The organism is Hydrogenophilus hirschii, assembly GCF_054656675.1.
On sequence record NZ_BAAHXQ010000003.1, the window covers coordinates 88,412 to 107,947 of the forward strand.

General features: G+C 63.9%; 18 protein-coding genes and 2 tRNA genes. 15 read left to right on the plus strand and 5 right to left on the minus strand.

The window, feature by feature from the left end:
- Positions 1-33 precede the first annotated feature (33 nt).
- The 3 genes from ACYQ4Z_RS09370 to ACYQ4Z_RS09380 are packed head-to-tail and all read right to left on the minus strand — an operon-like array spanning position 34 to position 4,891.
- The gene (locus tag ACYQ4Z_RS09370; RefSeq protein ID WP_219972693.1) at positions 34-1,551 is read right to left on the minus strand and encodes a TolC family outer membrane protein; all 1,518 of its coding nucleotides are present in this window, start codon (positions 1,549-1,551) and stop codon (positions 34-36) included.
- 26 nt (positions 1,552-1,577) lie between these two features.
- A complete protein-coding gene (locus tag ACYQ4Z_RS09375) occupies positions 1,578-3,038 on the minus strand; it encodes an HlyD family type I secretion periplasmic adaptor subunit (RefSeq protein ID WP_459860857.1) in 1,461 nt (486 codons plus the stop codon).
- Positions 3,038-4,891, minus strand: a complete 1,854-nt coding sequence (locus tag ACYQ4Z_RS09380; RefSeq protein ID WP_459860858.1) for a type I secretion system permease/ATPase — start codon at positions 4,889-4,891, stop codon at positions 3,038-3,040. The genes ACYQ4Z_RS09375 and ACYQ4Z_RS09380 overlap by 1 nt, the downstream gene beginning before the upstream one ends.
- A 306-nt stretch (positions 4,892-5,197) precedes the next feature.
- Between ACYQ4Z_RS09380 and ACYQ4Z_RS09385 the strand changes: the two genes are divergently transcribed.
- The 4 genes from ACYQ4Z_RS09385 (at position 5,198) to ACYQ4Z_RS09400 (ending at position 8,130) form a co-directional block, all read left to right on the plus strand.
- Positions 5,198-5,273, plus strand: a tRNA-Asn gene (locus ACYQ4Z_RS09385).
- Between the two features lie 85 nt (positions 5,274-5,358).
- Positions 5,359-6,234, plus strand: a complete 876-nt coding sequence (gene ttcA / locus ACYQ4Z_RS09390; RefSeq protein WP_219972690.1) for a tRNA 2-thiocytidine(32) synthetase TtcA — start codon at positions 5,359-5,361, stop codon at positions 6,232-6,234.
- Positions 6,235-6,356: 122 nt separating this feature from the next.
- The gene (locus tag ACYQ4Z_RS09395) at positions 6,357-7,403 is read left to right on the plus strand and encodes a sensor histidine kinase (RefSeq protein ID WP_459860859.1); all 1,047 of its coding nucleotides are present in this window, start codon (positions 6,357-6,359) and stop codon (positions 7,401-7,403) included.
- A 10-nt stretch (positions 7,404-7,413) separates the two neighbouring features.
- Complete coding sequence (locus ACYQ4Z_RS09400) at positions 7,414-8,130, plus strand: LytR/AlgR family response regulator transcription factor (RefSeq protein WP_219972688.1); 717 nt, start codon at positions 7,414-7,416, stop codon at positions 8,128-8,130.
- Between the two features lie 42 nt (positions 8,131-8,172).
- Here the strand turns inward: ACYQ4Z_RS09400 and ACYQ4Z_RS09405 are convergent.
- A tRNA-Gly gene (locus ACYQ4Z_RS09405) sits at positions 8,173-8,246 on the minus strand.
- A 102-nt stretch (positions 8,247-8,348) separates the two neighbouring features.
- Positions 8,349-8,840: a flavin reductase family protein gene (locus ACYQ4Z_RS09410; RefSeq protein WP_119335909.1), complete on the minus strand. Its 492-nt coding sequence runs from the start codon at positions 8,838-8,840 to the stop codon at positions 8,349-8,351.
- Positions 8,841-8,852: 12 nt separating this feature from the next.
- Here ACYQ4Z_RS09410 and mutY point away from each other — a divergent pair, with 12 nt between their 5' ends.
- The 11 genes from mutY (at position 8,853) to modA (ending at position 19,512) form a co-directional block, all read left to right on the plus strand.
- Positions 8,853-9,920: an A/G-specific adenine glycosylase gene (mutY, locus tag ACYQ4Z_RS09415; RefSeq protein WP_459860860.1), complete on the plus strand. Its 1,068-nt coding sequence runs from the start codon at positions 8,853-8,855 to the stop codon at positions 9,918-9,920.
- A gap of 39 nt (positions 9,921-9,959) precedes the next feature.
- Positions 9,960-10,640, plus strand: a complete 681-nt coding sequence (locus ACYQ4Z_RS09420) for a thiopurine S-methyltransferase (protein WP_219972686.1) — start codon at positions 9,960-9,962, stop codon at positions 10,638-10,640.
- A 108-nt stretch (positions 10,641-10,748) separates the two neighbouring features.
- Positions 10,749-11,687 carry a peptide-methionine (R)-S-oxide reductase MsrB gene (gene msrB / locus ACYQ4Z_RS09425; protein WP_233468054.1) on the plus strand — a complete coding sequence of 313 codons (939 nt, stop codon included), beginning with the start codon at positions 10,749-10,751 and terminating at the stop codon, positions 11,685-11,687.
- Positions 11,687-12,874 (plus strand): multidrug effflux MFS transporter, encoded by a 1,188-nt coding sequence (locus ACYQ4Z_RS09430; protein WP_219972683.1) that lies wholly within the window; start codon positions 11,687-11,689, stop codon positions 12,872-12,874. The genes msrB and ACYQ4Z_RS09430 overlap by 1 nt, the downstream gene beginning before the upstream one ends.
- A gap of 121 nt (positions 12,875-12,995) precedes the next feature.
- The gene (locus tag ACYQ4Z_RS09435) at positions 12,996-13,505 is read left to right on the plus strand and encodes a YeeE/YedE thiosulfate transporter family protein (RefSeq protein ID WP_459860863.1); all 510 of its coding nucleotides are present in this window, start codon (positions 12,996-12,998) and stop codon (positions 13,503-13,505) included.
- Between the two features lie 3 nt (positions 13,506-13,508).
- Positions 13,509-14,096, plus strand: a complete 588-nt coding sequence (locus ACYQ4Z_RS09440; RefSeq protein WP_459860864.1) for a YeeE/YedE thiosulfate transporter family protein — start codon at positions 13,509-13,511, stop codon at positions 14,094-14,096.
- 479 nt (positions 14,097-14,575) lie between these two features.
- Complete coding sequence (locus ACYQ4Z_RS09445; RefSeq protein WP_119335917.1) at positions 14,576-15,538, plus strand: sulfurtransferase; 963 nt, start codon at positions 14,576-14,578, stop codon at positions 15,536-15,538.
- On the plus strand, positions 15,484-16,239 hold the full coding sequence (locus ACYQ4Z_RS09450; protein ID WP_219972680.1) for a DUF6969 family protein: 756 nt from the start codon (positions 15,484-15,486) through the stop codon (positions 16,237-16,239). Before ACYQ4Z_RS09445 ends, ACYQ4Z_RS09450 begins: the two co-directional genes overlap by 55 nt.
- A gap of 17 nt (positions 16,240-16,256) precedes the next feature.
- Positions 16,257-16,613, plus strand: a complete 357-nt coding sequence (cutA, locus tag ACYQ4Z_RS09455; RefSeq protein WP_219972679.1) for a divalent-cation tolerance protein CutA — start codon at positions 16,257-16,259, stop codon at positions 16,611-16,613.
- 20 nt (positions 16,614-16,633) lie between these two features.
- Positions 16,634-18,658 (plus strand): protein-disulfide reductase DsbD, encoded by a 2,025-nt coding sequence (gene dsbD / locus ACYQ4Z_RS09460; RefSeq protein ID WP_219972678.1) that lies wholly within the window; start codon positions 16,634-16,636, stop codon positions 18,656-18,658.
- Positions 18,659-18,699: 41 nt separating this feature from the next.
- Complete coding sequence (gene modA / locus ACYQ4Z_RS09465; protein WP_197713692.1) at positions 18,700-19,512, plus strand: molybdate ABC transporter substrate-binding protein; 813 nt, start codon at positions 18,700-18,702, stop codon at positions 19,510-19,512.
- Positions 19,513-19,536 lie beyond the last annotated feature (24 nt).

A 19,536-nucleotide genomic window follows, 5' to 3' on the forward strand; every position in this document is an offset into this window, starting at 1 on the left:
TCGCTCGCTCGGATGCCGGTGCGTACTGACTGGTCAATTGGGCGTGCGATCTGCAGCGTTCTGCGCGTGCGCGCGTGGCTGTACGCTTGCGGTGGCAGTATGACGCGGTTCAAGATGCGGGGCAACGGCATCGGCGAGTTGCACGAGTACCGCATCCACCCCCCCTTCGGCGGCGCTCCAAAGGTCGATCGCAGCGACGAGCACCTGGTACGCGGCGTCGATGCGACTGGCGCGCACCTTCGCCAATTCTTGCTGCGCGTTCAGCAGATCGACCGCGTTGCGGGTTCCCGCCTGAATCCCCTTTTCGGTGCCGATCACCGCTTGCTGCGCAGAGCGTTCCGCCTGTTCGAGCGCTTGCCACTGCGCGTAGCCAAAGCGCAGCGCGGTGTAGGCCTGAGTCACCGATTGGGTGAGTTCGCGCCGTTTCGCTTCGGTTTTGAGTTGCGCTTCTTCGAGCGCCGCAAGCGCCGCACGCACCGACGCGTCGATCCCACCCCCTGCGTAGAGCGGAATCTGCAGTTGGACCGCGGCGCTGGTGGTGTCGTACTGCTGACCGATCGTGGTTTCGGTGTCGCTGCGGCTCATCCGCCGGGTCACCACCAGATCCACGATGGGTTTGTGCTGCCCACGCTGTTGTTCGACCTGCTGCCGTGCCGCGGCTTCTTGCGCGACGAGCGCGCGCACCTCGGGGTGGTGGGTATGGGCTGCATCGATCCACGCCGTGAGCGGCTTGGCAAGCGCCCGTTCGGCAAGTGGCGGCACCGCCTGCATCGCATCGAGTTCGTCCTCACTGACCGAGCGCCCGATGAGCGCTGCGAGCGCCGCGAGCGCCTGCTGCAACGTCCCCTCTTGCTTCAAGACGGCCGCTTGGGCGATATCGAGCCGCGCTTTGGCATCTTCGACGTCGGTCCGTGTGGCGTTACCGAGCGCAAAAGCGCGCTGCGCCTGTTTGAGGACGAGTTCGTACCGGGCTACGTCCTGTTGCGCGACGGCTTTTTGCGCCCGCGCCGAAAGCGCTTGCGCGTACGCCTGCGCCACCTGGCGTAACAGACGCACCCGTGCGGCTTCCACGGTAATTTGGCTCGCTTCGGCCTGCGCCTCTGCCCGTTTCCATCCGGCCCATTCGCTGGGACGGTAGAGCGGTTGTCGTGCAGTCAGGTTCCAATTGCGCGATTGGTAGTCGTTCCTCACGGTGCGCCCTTTGTAAAGACCGCTCAGATATTCCGTGTCGGTTTTCGCCCGCCCCGCTGCAGCGGAAAAGGTGAGCGAAGGAAGGAGCCGCGCACGCGCCACGTCGACCCCCGCGGCGTCGCTTTCCGCCCGTTTCTGGCTCACTGCGAAATTGGGGTCGTTCTGTTCCGCCAACCGGAACGCTTCGGTGAGGTTCAACGCGTACGCCGCGTGGGCCGAAAAAACCGCCAATAACGCAGCGACGGTCTTTTGACGCCACCCGATTCGGGAACGACGCGCCACAACGCTTGGCAGTGTCGATCCTCTTTGGTGATGACACAGGGCGCGACCACCGCCATGCTCGGGGAGGCGCTCAGCCATCTTGGACTCATAAGCTTTTCGCGGGTTCATGGCTCTTTCACCGCGCTGTGGAGACGCTCCCAGATCGGTTTGATCAGGTACTGCAGGAAGGTGCGCTCTCCGGTCTTGATGAGTACCGTCACCGGCATCCCAGGTTGAAGGTGGCGGTTGGGGCCGAGCGTCTGCCAACCGTTTTCGGTCAATTCGACGCGCGCGACGTAGTGCGGCGGCAGCGGCTGCCCGTTCGGCGTCAGACGCCGGTCCGTGACGAGGTCGGCCGAGACCGAGATCACCCGCCCTTCGAGCACCTTACCCGCCAAATCGTGGAAATTGGCGAGTTGCACTTCGGCAAGCAATCCGGGATGGACCCGCTCGATGTGGTGCGGCGGAACCTGCACTTCGAAGACCAGTTTTTCGTCTTTCGGGATGATCTCAAGGAGCGGCTCGCCGGGGCGGATCACACCGCCGACAGTATGCACCGCGAGCGCATTGACGTAGCCGGTTACCGGCGCGCGGATCACGGTGCGGTCGAGCTCCTCTTTGAGCGCCCGCACCCGCTCTTCCACCACCGCCAGTTGTTTGGTGACTTCCGCGAGTTGCGTTTCGACCTCTTTGCGGTAGTCTTCTTGCAGGGACTGCGCGCGCAGCCGCGCCTCCAAGGCTTGCTGTTTCGCAAGCGTGATCTGGTTTTGCAGTTCCAACGCCTGCCGTTCCAGCTCCAGCTGGGTGTTGCGCGGCGCGTACCCTTCCTGTGCCAACGCCCGCATCCCGTCGAGCTGCTCCTTGAGGAATTTGAGCTGTTCGGCCCGCGCCGCAGCGTTCTGTTCCGCAGTGCGCGCAGTTTCGTCGAGCACGCGCAGCTGCGCCGCGAGCGCCTCTTTCCGCGAATGAAAGAGCGCTTGCTGCTGCGCGATCTGTGCCGCTACATCGCCTGCTTCACCGATTGCGCGGAGGCTTTCCGGGAAGGTCACGGTTGCGGCGCCGTCACGCTCCGCTTCGAGCCGCGCTTTCGTCGCGAGAAGCGCCGCGTACTCCTTGAGCGCGCTCTGGTATTGGGCGGAAATCGTGGTGTCGTCGAGAATGATCAACGGTTCTCCTTCTTCGACGAACGCCATGTCTTTGACCAGAATCGCTTTGACGATGCCGCCCGTGAGGTGCGAAACGGTTTTGCGCTTCGATTCGACGATGGTCACGCCTGGCGCAGGTACACCGGAATCGAGCGGCGCGGTCGCAGCCCACACCAGGAACCCGCCAAAGAAGAGCAACAAGATCCAAACGCCAACACGCAGGAACCGGCTCGCTTCATCCGGCAACACTTCGTGCGCCACCTCTTCCACTGGTCGCGCATCGGCTTCCAGCGTGAACGGTTCCACTGTGCCTCTCGAGCCGCGTGCGGTTTGGCCGCGTTCCGAGGCCGGCACGGCGGCGGTGCTGCGTTCGGGTGGACTTTGCCGGCTTTCGGGGAGCGATTGCGCCGTCACGTTCGTTTCACCGGGTTGAGACACCATCAACTCTCCTGCGCTCGGGTAACGGAAGCATTGGGCGCCGCGTCACGGGCGGACGATGCGGCTGCAGGCGTACCCGCAGACGCGGTTTGTGGGGCCGCTTGCCCAGACGACGGTGCCTGCGCAGCCGGCGGTTGCGCTGCGTGTTGTTGCGCCGCTTGCTGAGCCTGTTGCGCTGCTTGCTGCAACGCGGCAAGGACCTGATCCCGCGGCCCATAGGCATGCAACATGCCGTCGCGCATCACCGCGAGCCGATCGACCACTTGCAGTACGCTTGTACGATGGGTGATCACCACCACGGTACGCCCTTGACGTTTCATCTCCGCCAACGCGCGCACCAAAAGCGTTTCGCCGATGTCGTCGAGGTTGGAGTTGGGTTCGTCCAATACGATGAGGCGTACGTCGCCATAGAGCGCGCGCGCCAGCGCAACCCGCTGCCGTTGCCCGCCAGAAAGGACCATGCCACCGGGACCGATCGGCGTGTCGTACCCTTGCGGCAGGCGCAAGATGAGGTCGTGCACTCCTGCGCGTTGCGCCGCTTCGACGATTCGCTCCGAATCGAGCGGCCCGAAACGGGCGATGTTTTCCGCGATCGTGCCGTCGAAGAGTTCGATGTCTTGCGGCAGATACCCGATATAGGGGCCCAGTTCCGCTTTGTCCCACTGGGTGACGTCGGCGCCATCCAACCGCACTTTGCCCGCAGCGGGCGCCCAGACGCCGACCAACAGCCGCGCGAGCGTCGATTTCCCCGAACCTGAGGGGCCGATCACGCCGACGACCGTTCCCGGCGGGATCTCCATCGTCACACCGCGCACCACCGGCGTTTGGCTGCCCGGCGGGACCGCGACCACCCCCTCGACCGACACATGCCCTTTCGGTGGTGGAAGCGACAAACGCGGTGGCCGTGCCGGGAACGCGGTGAGCAGCTCTCCCAACCGTTCGTACGCCAGCCGCGCCTGGACGAATCCGCGCCAATTGGCGATCAGTTGGTCGATCGGCGCGAGCGCCCGCCCCATCAAAATGGAGCCGACGATCATCGCGCCGGGGGTCAATTCATTCTGCAACACCAACCACGCGCCCAGCCCCAAGACGAGCGACTGTGAAGTGATGCGCACGAAACGGGTAATCGCTGAGATGAGCCCCGCGCGGTCGCTCGCCACCGCTTGCAACACCAGGTGCTGCACGTGCCGCGCCTTCCAGCGCTGGCGCAGCGCCGGGAGCATCCCCATCGCTTCGACCACTTCGGCGTTCGCCAGCTGATTGTGGGCGAAGTTGGTCGCTTGGTTGGCGTACTTGTTCGCTTCGGCCAGGGGTTTTTGCGTCGCCACCTCGGTGACCACCGTGAGCACGATCAGGATCAGCGCCGCCCCCACGCTGAACCAGCCCATAAGGGGATGGAGTACGAAACAGGCGGCCAGGTAGATCGGAAACCAAGGGGCGTCGAAAAAGGCAAAGGGGCCGTTACCGGTGACGAACTGGCGCAATTGGGTGAGATCGCTGAGCACCTGTCGCGCGTTCGCGCCGCCGCGGCGCAACGTGGCTTCGAACGCGGCGTCGAAGATGCGCTGATTGATTTTGGCTTCCATCGCCGCCCCAACCCGCACGAGTACGCGCGAACGGATGAACTCGATCACCGCCATGAGGAGAAAGAGCCCCACCACCAGAATGGTCAGCACCAAAAGCGTGGTGGTGTTGTGGCTGCTGAGCACCCGGTCATAGACCTGTAGCATGTAGAGCGGCGCGGTGAATTGCAGTAAATTGATCACGAACGAAAACGCGCCCACCCCAACGAAATAGCGGCGCATCTCGGTAAAGAGCTGCGCCAGCTCGGGAAACCGGCTCTCTTTTTTGGCCATTGGTAGTGACTTCCTCTCTTGCTGCCGCGGTTGGTGCGCTGCGGCAAAACGGGATTGTCGCACAATGCGAAAGAGGGTGCCAAGGGATATATGCAGTTTTTTTGCGCTCGATCACTCTGCCGTGACGGCGATCACAACTCTGTTTCACGGCGGCTCGTGCAATCGAGTACGGCATCGTGATTCACGCACAGCTCTTCCCACTGCACGACGGTACGATTTTGGAACGAAACGGCACGGCGCAAAATCCATTGTCGCAAAGTGGTTGACTGATACCCAGCATTTAAAGATAATAGCCCTCTCTAACGTTCCCCGATAGCTCAGCTGGTAGAGCAACGGACTGTTAATCCGTGGGTCGCAGGTTCGAGCCCTGCTCGGGGAGCCAGAGAACCAAGCAAACGCTCGATTCATTTCGATAGTCACAGAGCGAAAGCCACGTTTTGTGGCTTTTTTCATTTAGAGGTCACCCGATGTCGGTTGCCATCGCCACCGTGCCGCTTGCCGCGGTCACGGCAACGCTGCGAAAGAACGGCGCAGAGGACGCGCCGCGCGCCCGCTCCCACAAAGCCGAAAAGCTGGAAAAGTCGCTGTTGCGCGCGGTGGGTGCTGCGATTGCCGATTACGCGATGATCGGCGACGGTGACCGGATCATGGTCTGCGTCTCCGGTGGCAAGGATTCGCTGACGCTTCTTTCGCTTTTGTTGCTCCTCCAGGCGCGCGCGCCCGTTTCGTTCGAACTCGTTGCGGTCAATCTCGACCAAGGACAACCGGGTTTTCCCGCTGAGACACTACCGCGCCACTTCGAAGCGCTCGGGGTCCCGTACCGGATCGTGCGCGAAGACACCTATTCGATCGTCCAAGAGAAGATCCCCGCGGGCAAAACCACCTGTTCGCTCTGCTCGCGGCTGCGGCGTGGCATCCTCTACCGTACGGCACGGGAGTTGGGGTGCAACAAGCTTGCGCTGGGCCACCACCGCGACGACATCCTGGAAACCTTCTTTCTCAACCTCTTTTTCGGTGGCCATTTGAAAGCGATGCCGCCGAAATTGGTGAACGACGACGGCGACCTGATGGTAATCCGGCCGCTTGCCTACTGCCGCGAACGGGAGATCGAGCGCTACGCCCGTGCGATGGCCTTCCCGATCATCCCGTGCAACCTCTGCGGCAGCCAGGAGACCGCGCAGCGCAAACAGATCAAGGCGATGCTGCGCGCATGGGAGGCCGAAGACCCACGCCGCGTCGCGTCGATCTTCACCGCATTGCAAAACGTCACGCCATCCCACCTTCTGGATCGCACGCTTTTCGATTTCGTCGGATTGCACACGACTCCTACCCCGCATCCCTAAGGTGTCCGACCAGACGCCACGTTCGTACGAGCCCCACGCCATCTCACACACAACATGGCCCGGGGCGAAGAGACATCCTATACTTTTGTCTCTGACGAACAGCGCATGGTGGGACATCTCCCGTGACTCGGGATACGAAAGCAACGAACGGCAACCGCGACCCGATGTGGGCCAGCCTGTGCCGTGCCGCGACGCTGGCGTACGCGCTTTTGGCGGTGGTGTCGCTTGCGATCGCGCTTACGTTGGCGCAACCGGCGTTTCCTGACTACACGGACGCGCTCCTTTTCTTTGCTGCGGTGGTTTTCTGGGGCGTGTGGGCGGTCGTGCCCACACTTGCGCTGCTCTGTGCGCTGGGACGGTGGCGCACCCCACGTACCCCCCGTGCTCAGAGCGTTCTTCTCTGGCTCCTGCTCGTTTGTTGTACCGGGCTGACGGGCGGTGTTGGCGTCCTGTTGGGTTGGATCGAAGCCCCATCGACGGTGTGGCGCGCAATCGGCATCGCCGCGACGCTCGGTTTGGGGATCGGTTGGGCCGTCGCCGGGTGGCAGGAGCGCCAGGCGCTCATCGACGCGGCACGGACGGCGCAAGCCGCGGCGCTGCAGGCGCGCACCCATCCGCACTTCCTGCTCAACAGCCTCAACGTGATCGCAGGGCTGCTCCCCGACGCGCCGCACCGCGCAGAACGCGCGATCGAAAATCTGGCCGTTTTGCTGCAAGCAGCGCTCAGCGACCCCCATCCTTGGCCGTTGGCGGCGGAACTCGACGCGGCGCGAGCGTACTTGGCGTTGGCGCAGTTGCGCTACGGTGACCGTCTGGTGCTCGACTGGCAGAGCGACTGCCCGGAAGCGATTCTGACCAAACGGATACCCCGCTGGTGCCTCGTGTCGCTCATCGAAAACGCGGTGACGCACGGGGTGGCGCGCCGCCGCGAGCCGACGACGGTTTCGGTTACGCTGCGGGTGATCGAAAATCAATTGACCGTGCGCGTCGGTAACCCGGTCGCGGAACGCGCGCAAAATCCCGCACGTTCCGATTCAGGCTTTGGCGTTGGCTTGGCTGCGGTGACGCGCCAGATCGCAGCGGCAGGCGGAACGGTGCAGCAGGTTCAGGACGCGGGTTGGCACTGGGTGGCGATCACGCTACCGCTTGATGCCAGCAACGGCGGGTAGAGGAGACGCGATGGAGATCTGGATCGTAGAGGACGAACCGTTGGCTGCAGCGCGTCTGGCCCGGATGCTAACCCCCCTGGGCCATACGGTCCGCACCTTTCCCGACGCCGAAACCGCCCGAAACGAAGCCACCCAGACGCTACCGGACGTCGTCCTGTTGGATATCGAACTGCCCGGTGAATCGGGGCTCGCGCTCGCGTACTGGTTCGATACGTTGCCGCAGCCGCCCGCGGTAATCATGGTCACCGCGTACCCAGAACACGCGCTTGCGGCGTTCGCGGCCCATGCGGTCGATTATCTGGTGAAGCCCATCCGCGCCGAGTCACTGGCCCGAGCGCTCCAAGCCGCGGCACGCCCCCGCCGACCTCAGGCTGCGGCCGCGTCGGACGAGCCGATCTGGACTTTTTCCTTGGGCCGACAGCGAGTACAGGTACCGCAGTCGGCGATCCGCTACCTGACCGCAGAGGACAAAACGGTCTGGGTGGAAACGACGCTGGGGCGGCTATCTACCGAGGGGTCGCTCACCCAGTGGGCAGCGCAGTTGGGAGGCACCTTCGTGCGCACCCATCGTGCCTATTTGGTGAATCGCGCCTGGTTGGCCGCATGGGTACCCGACGCCAGCGAAGGGGGCGGCATCGTCGCGTTACGGGATGGTACGACGCTACCGGTGAGCCGCCGCCACGCCGCAGCCGTTCGTGCGCTCTTCCAACAAAAAAGCCAAGCGTGACGCTTGGCGGCAGATTCAGAAAATTCGATCACGGAAAGGGATTGGAGCGGGTGATGGGAATCGAACCCACGTTCTCAGCTTGGGAAGCTGATGTTCTACCATTGAACTACACCCGCTCGACGGCCGCATATTATAACCCAGTTTGCAAAAACTCTGTCAACAGCCGCTTCTTCTTTTGCGACATCGGAAAGGGGCGCCCACCGCCCTCATTCAGGACGTTATGCTGCAGTTTCGGGCAGAAGCCGCCGGTAGCGCCCGGCGAAATAGACGAGCGGCTCCCCGTCGAACCAGGCGTGGCGCACCACCCGCGCAAGGAAGAGGCGATGGTCCCCGCCGTCGTGTTCGGCGTAGGGCGCGAGTTCAAAATGCGCCAGCGCCGGTTCGATGAGCGGGACGCCATGGGCACCGTCGCGCCACGTCGTCGCGGCAAACGCATCGACACCCGGCGTGGCGAACGCCGTCGATACCGACTCCTGGTCGGCACGCAAGAGCGAAATCCCGTACCATTGCGCCTGTTGGAAAACAGAGAGCCGCCGCAGCCCCAACCCGAGGCTGAAGACCACGAGTGGCGGATCGAGCGAGACCGAATTGAACGAATTGATGGTGAGCCCCACCGGCGCCCCATCGCGGTCCCGCGCGGTCAGAATACCGATACCCGTAGCGAAACGTCCCAACGTGTCGCGCAACGCGCGCGACGCTTGATCTAGCATCGGGAGACCCCATTGGCAAAAAAACGCGAGAAGGGTAAATCATTCCCACCACAATGGCAAGCACTTTGGGCCGAACGCCTGATCGCCTGGCACCGCGTCGCAGGGCGCCGTACCCTTCCGTGGCACACCCGCGACCCCTATCGTATTTGGCTCTCCGAAGTGATGCTCCAGCAGACGCAAGTACCCACCGTGATCCCTTATTACGAACGGTTCGTCGCGACGTGGCCCACGGTCGAAGCGCTTGCGGCAGCGCCGCTCGAAGCGGTGTTGGCGGCATGGAGTGGACTGGGGTATTACGCCCGCGCGCGAAACCTTCACCGCGCTGCGCAGCAGATCGTTCGCGCTTGGGGCGGTGCGTGGCCACACGACCCGGACGTTTGGGCGCAACTGCCGGGCGTCGGCCGTTCGACCGCTGCGGCGATCTGTGCGTTCGCGTTCGGCACGCGCGCCGCGATCCTCGACGGCAACGTCGAGCGCGTGCTCGTCCGCCTCTTCGGGATCGCGACGCCACTGCCAGATACCGCAGTGAAGCGGCAATTGTGGCAGATCGCCGAAGCGCTGCTGCCAGAGTCACCCACGGCGATGCCGGAATACACCCAAGCACAGATGGACTTGGGCGCGCTCGTCTGCACCCGCGGCATTCCCAACTGCGCGTACTGCCCGGTCGCTCAGTGGTGCGCCGCCTATGCGGCGGGTAACGCCGCAGCGCTGCCCCAGCGCAAAGCGCGTGCGCCGGTTCCGGAGATCGATTGGACATTGCGCGCCTACCGCTGCGGTACCCGTTACTGGTGGGTACAGCGTCCCAACCAGGGGATCTGGGGCGGACTCTGGGCGCTACCGCACGCCGATGAGCCACCTCCTCCCGGTTCGTGGCAGCGCGCCAGTAGCGAAGCGTTGCCTGCGCATCGCCTCACGCACCGTCGGTTACGAATCACCATCGAAGAATGGACGACGCCGGCCCACCTCTGTTACGATTGCCAATCCTCCACGCAGGGGCGCTGGGCAACCGCGCGCGAAGCGTTGGCGTGGGGCCTGCCGCGCCCGTTGGCGGCGTGGGCGGAGACGCGCGCGGTGTCCTGACGCCTGACCCAGCAGGCCTGACCCAGAAAGGAGCAGACGATGGAACCCGGTTTTTGGCACGAACGCTGGCAAAAAGGAGAGATTGGTTTTCACCTCGACCGTTTCAACCCCAAGCTCCTCGCCTACTGGCCCCGGCTTGCCGTCCCGGTTGAGGCGACCGTCTTCGTTCCACTCTGCGGCAAAACCCTGGATATGTTGTGGTTGCGGGAGCAAGGCCACCGCGTGGTTGGGGTCGAATTGAGCCCAGTGGCCGTCAGTCAATTCTTCGAAGAGAACGACGCAACGCCCGAAGTCACCGCGTGCCCCCCACACACCGCCTACACCACCGACGGGATTCGTCTCTATCTGGGCGACTATTTCGCCCTCACGCCGGAACAGGTGTGGCATTGGGGCCCGAAAGCGCCAGCGCACACCGCGATCTACGACCGTGCCGCACTGGTGGCGTTGCCGCCCGAGATGCGCCCCCGCTACGCGGCACAGTTGCGGAGTCTGGCCCGCCCGGGCACGAAAATGCTTTTGGTCACGCTGGAATACCCGCAGGCGGAACGCGCCGGACCGCCGTTCAGCGTCCCGCCAGACGAAGTGTTTCGCCATTTCGCCGACGTGTCTTCGATCGAACATTGGTCCGACGACGACGTGCTCCCGGAACACCCCCACTGGCAGGCACGCGGCATTTCCTACCTGCGCGAACACGTCTTCGCGCTCACCTGGCACCGCTGAAACGAAACCGCGCGCAGGAGCTCACGATGGCACAGGAAATCACCCTCTACTTCGGCATGGGCTGCTTCTGGGGCGCGCAACAGCGGTTGCGTGTTCTCCCCGGTGTGGTTGCCACCGAGGTCGGTTACGCCGGGGGGGGACGATCCGAACCCCACCTACGAACGGGTTCTGGCGTTCGAGCGCGCGCTGCGCGCGGGAGTCGCCTCGGGCCGCAACCACGCCGAAGTGGTCAAGGTGGTATGGGAACCACCGCGCAGCGAGGCCGACCAGCTCGTTCCGCTGCTTGCGCAGCTCCTTGCCGCGTTCTGGGCAGGACACGACCCGACGCAGCGCGACCGGCAAGGCAACGACATCGGCAGCAACTACCGCAGCGCGCTCTATTACGAAGCGAACGACGACGCGGTTTGGCTGCTGCCGCTGCTTCTGGCCAGCCGCGCCGCGTACGCGTGGGCGTTGTGGCAGGCAGCGGGGGGCGCTCCCCGCTTTTCGGCGCCGACCACCGAGATCGCCCCGGTGCGCCACTACACCCCTGCGGAAAGCTACCATCAGGACTACCTGATCAAACACCCGGACGGTTACTGCGGTTTGGGGGGAACCGGTGTTCACCTACCCCCGTACCCCTGGACGCTACCGGGTGCCGAGTTACGCGCCTTCTGGGCCTGGCTGGGGCAAGCGGTACTATCCCCCGAAGCGTTCGCAATCGCGTTCGAACACGGTACAGAACGGCCGTTCACCGGTTGCCACCTCCACGAAAAACGCCCCGGACGGTTTTTCGATCCCCTCTCTGGTGCGCTGCTCTTTCGCTCCGCGACGAAATTCGAAAGCGGTAGCGGCTGGCCCAGCTTTTTCGCCGCGGAACCGGATGCGGTCACCGAGCACGAAGACCGCTCCTATGGGATGGTGCGCACCGAAGTACGCAGCCGCGCCACCGGCATCCATCTGGGCCACGTCTTTCCAGATGGCCCACCGCCGACGGGGCTGCGCTACTGCATCAACGGCAATGTGCTCGCGTTCGCGCCGGGTGCCGAAGCCGAAGGGGCCGCTTGATGGCACAGCCTTCACCTACCCTCTTTGTGCTCATCATCGCGCTCGTTGCGCTTGGGCCGCTTTCGACCGACCTCTACCTTCCGGCGCTGCCCGCGCTCGTTGCCGACCTCGAAACCGACGTCGCCCACGGGCAGCTGACACTCACCGCGTACATGATCGGCTTTGCGTTCGGCCAGCTCGTCTACGGCCCCCTTTCCGACCGCTTCGGGCGCAAGCCGGTGATCCTCTCGGGCCTGGCGCTCTATGCGGCAGCATCGCTCGCCTGTGTCTGGACCGAAAACATCACCATGCTGCTCGCGGCACGGGTGGTCCAAGCCGTCGGCGCCTGTGTCGGCCCGGTGCTTGGGCGAACGATCGTGCGCGACGTCTATGGGCCGGTTGACGCGACGCGGATGCTCGCGCACGTCGGCTCGGCGATGGCGATCGCACCGATGGTCGCACCGCTCATAGGCGGCGTGATCACCAGCCATTTCGCCTGGCGCGGCAATTTCGTCGCGCTCGTTGGCTACGCCGCGGTGACGCTCGTGGCGATCCTTTGGGCGTTACCGGAAACCAACGCCCACCGCGGCAAAGCGTCGTTCGGCTTTCTTCGCTCCTTTTCGGTGCTGTTGAGCGACCGGCGCTTTCGTTGGCTGCTGCTCTCGAACGCCTGCGGCTACGCGGCGCTCTTTGCGTTCATTTCCGGTTCGAGTTTCGTCTTCATCGGCATGTTCGGGTTCACGCCCGTGCAGATGGGGCTGGCATTCGCGGTGATGGTCACCGGCTTTTTCGCCGGTTCGGTCGCAAGCGCCCGCCTGTCACGCCGGCTGGGGGCGGAACGGTTGCTGCGGCTGGGTGGTTGGATCGGCTTGGGGGGTGGTAGTGCGATGGGGCTTTGGCTGTTGCTCGCGCCATCCCCGCTGGGCGTGATGCTCCCGATGTGGCTGTGCGGCGCTGCGGCCGGACTGTTGATGCCCAACGCAACCGGGTTGGCGCTCGCCCCCTATCCAAAGATCGCGGGCGCCGCGGCGTCCCTTTTGGGCTTTTCGCAGATGGGTATCGCCGCGGTTGCCGGAACCCTGGTGGGGCATCTCCTGGGCGAAACCCCGTTGCCAATGGCAGCGGTGATCGCGATCGTGATGGCGATTTCGTGGTGGAGCACCCAGCAAGCGGCGCCAGCAAATTGCCGGGGCGCGCCAACCTCCTGACGCGGTTGGCGGAAACCGCGAGCCCGTAGAAGAAAAAAGCGATGGCGCGTGACTTGCAAAATAAATCGAAAATAACTAATATAAGTTTATAACAACATTGTCATCCAACAGGAGCAGGCCCATGACGAAACGCACGCACACACCCCGTCCGCTTTGGCATCCGTTGGTTGCGGGTGTCGCGCTTGGCGTGACGTTGGTCTTCACCTTTTTGCTCACTGGCAACGGCTTGGGCGCCAGCGGCGCCTTTGCCCGTACCGCGGCCTGGCTGGGCGGCGAAAGCGCGAAAACCAACGCCTACCTGAGCGCTTTCTGGCAAAGCGGTCACCCGTTGAACAATTGGATCGTCTGGGTCGTGGTGGGCGTTATCCTTGGCGCGTTGCTTTCCGCGATCAACAGCGGGCGGTTTCGCTGGAAACTGGAAGGTGCCGCAGCAATCGGTGCGGGCAAACGGATCGCCACCGCATTCGTGGGTGGCGTGCTCGCGGGGTTCGGCTCCCGTGTTGCCGCGGGTTGCACGAGCGGCCTAGGGCTTTCGGGCGGTGCGACGCTCGCCGTTTCGGCGTTCGTGTTTCTTGCGCTCTTCTTCGTTACCGGAATCGTTGTGTCGCGGATAATGCCCAAAGGAGCCTGAACGATGCCTTTTTACGATTATTCGCTTGCCTCCGGATTGCTTTGCGGCATTCTGTTCGGTTACATCCTAGAATCAGCGGGCTTTGGCAGCGCTTGTAAACTCACCGCGCAGTTTCGGTTCTCGGATTGGGCGGTGCTCAAAGTGATGTTCACCGCGATCGTCGTTGCGGCAATCGGGCTCTACGCGCTCAGCGCAACGGGCGTGATCGCGTACACAGATATCTACGTTCCGCCCGCCTACCTGGGCGGCGCCGCCATCGGTGGGCTTCTGATCGGCGCCGGATTCGCGGTAGGCGGCTACTGCCCCGGCACCGCCGCGAGCGCGTTCGGATCGGGTAGACTGGATGGCCTCGTCTTCATGATTGGCATGGTGGTGGGTGTCGGCCTCTTCGCCGCTGGCTACGATACTTTTGGGTCGTGGGTCACCCTTGGCGCGATCCAAACCAGCCGGTTACCCGAACTCCTTGGGATATCCGAGCCGGTGTTGCTCGCCCTCTTTGCGTTGCTGGCCGCAGTTATTTTCTGGCTTGGATCCCGTGTAGAACACAAGCTCGGTGGTGCGCTCACCGCGGAAGCGCTCGATGCGCGCTGACGGGGTGCGCACCTATCTGGCCCCATCGTCACCCCCGCTTTCCCAGACACCTCAAAGGAGATGCCCATGAAATTGCCCAAGATCGTTCGCCGTGTGGCACCCGCGGTTGTGGTAGCGGTTGCTACCACAGTTACGCCACCCGTGACCAGTGCGCAGGGGAATCCGTGCACGCCCGCACGCCGGAGTATGAACCCGTGTGCGGCAGGAAACCCCTGCGCCCCCAGACGCCGTGCAGCCAATCCCTGTACTGCGGGGAATCCGTGTGCCCCTGTCCGCCGCGGCGGCAATCCGTGCGCCGCGGGGAATCCCTGCGCGCCGGTGCGGCGCGGCAGCAACCCCTGCGCCGCGGGGAATCCGTGTGCTCCCGTGCGACGCAGCAGCAACCCCTGCGCGGCCGGGAACCCCTGTGCGCCGAAACGCCGTGCTGCCAATCCGTGCGCAGCCAATTGATCATGCATAACCGAATAGGAGGAGTCATCATGCGTGTTCGTTTCGTTTTGGCCGGTTTGCTCATCACCGGCACGGTTTCCGCTGCTGAACTCCCTGGCCCTGTCGTCACCGTCGACTGGCTTGCACAAAACCTCGATAGGGTGCAGGTCGTACAAGTCCATGCTCCGGACCTTTTCACCGCGCAACCGCAATACAAGAAAGACGAAAAAAGTGGCCAGACGAAATTGGTCGATGTCGGCGGTCACATTCCCGGCGCGCTGTTCGTCAATCCCAAAAAAATGCGCACTGAGCGCCAAATCGGCGACTTGAAGGTGAAGTATCTACTGCCACCGGCTGCAGAATTCACGCAATTCGTCCAGGCCAATGGGATCCAAGCCGGCAAACCGATCGTGCTCGTGCCAACGGGGACTTCGCCTGCCGAATTCAACGACGCTGCCCGCCTCTATTGGCAGTTCAAGTACTACGGCGAAAAGGATATCGCGATCCTCGACGGTGGCCTCGCGGCATGGATCCAGGCGGGGCAGAAAGTGGAATCGACCCCGGTGAAAGCACAACCGGGTAATTGGCAACCACAAGGAGAGAACCCGTCGATTCTGGCCACCAGCGAGGACGTTGCGGCGGGCAAAGCGCAATTGGTCGATGCACGCCCAATCAGCATGGCGTTCGGCTACACCAAACGCGACTACGTATACGATTACGGCCATATCGCCGGCGCCAAGGTCTTCCCGCCGGAACTGCACACGATCCAAAAAGGGATCGCGCACCATCTCTTGAGCGCCGAAACCTACACGAAAGTCTTCCAAGCGATGGGCATCGACCCGAAAGCGCCGTCGATCACCTACTGCAACAGCGGCCACCTCTCGTCGGGTCCGTGGTTCATCCTGCACGAAGTGATGGGGAACCCGAACGTCGAACTCTATGATGGGTCGCTCCATCAATGGACGCTCGAGAAGCGCCCGCTCGTCTCGCTGATCCCGCACGGATCGCGGTAAGCGCTCCGGAAACGTGGTCCGCGCGGGCGCAAAGACGCGCGCGGACCGCGGTCAAAGACTGGGCGCTGGCAGAAGGGGCGTTACGCGCCGCCGGCAGTGACGTGGTGCGCGAAATGCTCCGTACTGCAGCGCGTTTTGTCACCTTGGACCACTACCCCGAAGGGGACGTTCTCGATGCCCACACTGGGGCCCAGTATTACTACCACGCCCATCGCAGCGGCGAACACGGTCACTTCCATTGCTTTGCCCGCCCACCGCTCCTTTCGCCCGAAGCCGCCTGGCAATCGCGTGAGGGTAAGCGCTTTGGCCCCCAGGGAGATGAGGCGATCGCACACCTCGTTGCGATCGGGATGGACGCGTGGGGACGGCCGATCTCACTGTTTCTCACCAACCGCTGGGTGACCGACGAAACGTGGGTTCCAGCGCACCGCTTGCTCCCATTGGTAAACCGATTCGCCGTGACCCACGCGTACCCCAACTGGGCAGCGAACATTTGGCTCACGACGTTCATTCGAGCGGTCCAACCCTGGATCGTCGCGCTGCTGCGGGCCCGTGACGCGCGCATCGCGGCGCACCTTGCCGCCCAACCCGAATTGCTCGAAGACCGTTCGGTCGAAGTGATCGTGCAGATGGATCTCACCACCGCGTGGCCCGCGCTGGCAGCGTGGGCCGGGGTAGAATTGCCACCGATCCCAGAATAGACGAGGAGACCGGTTCGATGCGTGAAGCCGCTGACGCACCCCAACCGACTGCGACCGACGCGCGCGTGGTCTTGGTCACCGCACCCGATGAAGCCACGGCGCTTACCCTGGCACGCACGCTCGTCGATGAGTCGCTGGCTGCGTGTTGCAGCCTCATCCCCGGCATCCGTTCGGTCTACCGCTGGCAAGGAGAGCGCTGCGAGGACCCGGAGTGGCTCCTGGTGATCAAAACCACCGCACCGGCGCTTGCGCGCTTGACGCAGCGGGTGATCGAACTGCACCCGTACGAGGTGCCCGAGGTGGTCGCGTTGCCGATCGTTGGCGGCGCGGAACCTTACCTGGAATGGGTCGCTCAAAGCGTCATCGCCTCTTGAGCGTACCGCGGGAGCCCCTCTTGCCACACGCTGCATGTTCGTTCTTTTTGCGGTTGATCGTCGTAGCACGCGCTTTGCCGCGTAGGCTCGCGCGCGGCGTACTGGCAGCGCTGCTATTCGGCGCTCTGTCGTTCGCGTCCGCCGCCGACCCAGTTCCGCCCGAAGAGGCTTACCCCGCCGAGGCGTACCGCCTCGACGCGCAGACGATTGCGGTCGAATTCACGATTCGGCGCGACTACTACCTCTACCGCGACAAAATTCGCGTCGAACCGCTCACGCCGGGGCTGCAACTGGGAACGCCGACCATTCCCCCCGGTAAACGGAAAAAAGACGACTTTTTCGGGGAAACGGAGGTCTTCTACGATACCCTCAAGGTCACGGTACCGGTCGAATCGGCTCCGGCGACAGAAGCACCGTGGCGCATACGGGTGATCAGTCAAGGGTGCTGGAATGGCGGGGTCTGTTACCCGCCGCTCGAACAGACGCTGACGGTCGCCGACGCGCCACCGCAACGCTCATGGCTGGGGAAACTCGTCGGCAGTGTGACCGCGCCGGATGCCGATGCACCACGCAGCAGCGATTCGAATCCCCCGAGTAGCACCGCTGCGCCGAGCGGTACGGCACCATCCATGGCTCGTGCCAGCGTGCCAACTGGTTCCGCGACCGCAGCAACCGCGCCGGCACCCTCTTCGACCAGCGAACCGCCGCTCGCACGCGCTGCCGCACCCTTGACGGACGAAGCCGGGTCGCTCGCGGCGTTCATCGCCCAGCAAAACCGTGCGGCAGTCCTTGCCGCGTTCTTTGGGTTCGGGTTGCTCCTTGCGTTCACGCCGTGCGTCTTTCCGATGATCCCGATCCTCTCCGGAATCATCGTCGGTCAAGGGGAAGCGATTTCGCGCGTACGGGCGCTCGGGCTCACGCTCACCTATGTCCTGGCGATGGCGATCACCTACGCCCTTGCCGGGGTTGCGGCAGGCCTTTCGGGGACGATGTTGCAAGCGGCGTTGCAACATCCGGCGATACTGGTCACGTTTGCGCTCCTATTCGTGGCGCTTGCGCTGTCGCTCTTTGGCTTCTATGAGCTGCAACTGCCCCCGAGCTGGCAAACCCGACTCAACCAACTGGCTGGCAGCCAACAAGGGGGGCAGCTGATCGGCGTTGCGGTAATGGGCGTCCTTTCGGCGCTGATCGTCGGTCCGTGCGTGGCACCGCCACTCGTCGGGGCACTGCTCTACATTTCCCAGACCGGTGACGCCGTGTTCGGGGGCGTCGCGCTCTTTGCGCTCGGGCTGGGGATGGGGGCACCGCTCATCGCGGTAGGTGTCGGTGCGCGCGCGCTGCTTCCGAAGAGCGGCCCGTGGATGAACGGCGTCAAAGCGGCAATGGGCGTGGTGATGCTCGCGCTCGCGTGGTGGCTCGTTCGCCCCGTGGTCGCCGATCTTTGGTGGCTCGTCGGTTGGGCGGTGCTCGCGGTGGGCACGGCAGTAGCGCTGGGGGCTCTTGAACCGCTTCCCATCGGTGCGCGCTGGCCGAAACGGATGGGGAAAGCGCTCGGGCTCCTGCTTCTTGCGTACGGCGTCGCGGCGTTTTGGGGGGCGCTCGCGGGCAATCGCGACCCGTTGCAACCGCTCGCAGGCTTTGCTGGCGGCAATGGGGGAATACCGACCGCGAACCGCGAAGCGCTCACATTCCAGCCCATCCGCTCCGTCAAGGAACTGGAAGCGCGCGTTGCCAACAGCACGCGTCCGGTGCTGGTCGATGTGCGTGCCGACTGGTGCATCTCCTGCATCGAGCTCGAGCGCTACACCTTTACCGATCCTCAGGTGGTCGCGCTTCTGCGCAACGTCACACTGCTCAAAATGGACGTCACCGAAAACAGCGAGCGCGACAAGGCGTTCCTACGCCACTTCCAGATCTTCGGTCCACCGGCGTTGCTCTTTTTCGCGCCAGGAAACCCTGAAGAGCTGCGCCAATACCGGGTTACGGGCTTCGTCGATGGGCCGACGTTCGCGACGCACCTCCGTCGGTGGCTCGGCCAGACCTGAAGAGCGAGACGGCTCGACCAGACCCGAGGAGCGATCACCCGTTGAACCGCCGAGATTTCCTGCGCCGTTTCCCCGCGATGGTGTCCGCTGTTGCGTCGGCGGCGGTTGCACCGGCAGTGCTGTTACGCGCCGCAACCGCAGGCGCGGCGAACCGCGCGGCGGTGGTTGCCGCGGCGTCCGACCTCAAATATGCGTTGGATGCGGTTGCCGAACGGTACGCCGCGCAAGGGAATCCGAAGCCGAAGCTGATCTTTGGTTCCTCCGGCAATTTCACGCGCCAAATTCAACAGGGCGCGCCGTTCGACCTTTTTCTCTCTGCGGACGAATCCTACATCGCCCAACTGGTCGCTTCCGGACTGACCCGAGACGCGGGCGTCGTCTATGCGGTGGGGCGGATCGGGATTGCGGTGCCGCCAGGATCCCCCGTCCAAGCCGACCGCGATCTGGCCGGTCTTCGCCGTGCGTTGGCCGCGGGCAAGGTCAAGCGCTTTGCGATCGCCAACCCGGAACACGCTCCCTACGGCAAGCGGGCGCAAGAGGCGTTGCAGTACGCGGGCCTTTGGGAGGCGATTCAGCCCTATCTGGTGCTTGGCGAAAACATCGCGCAAGCAATGCAGTTTGCCCTCTCAGGGGGCGCGCAAGGGGGGATCATCGCGCTTTCGCTGGCGAAAGCGCCGCCGGTGGCTCCCCGCTTGGGGGGCTTTGCCCTCATTCCCGAAGCGTGGCACACCCCGCTTGTGCAACGCATGGCGCTGCTGCGCGCAGCCCATCCCGAAGCAGAACGCTTCTACGCCTACTTGCAAGGCAACGACGCCCGCGCGATCCTGGCGCAATACGGTTTCGTGCTACCCTAACCCCTTCGCTTTCGAGGTTGCACC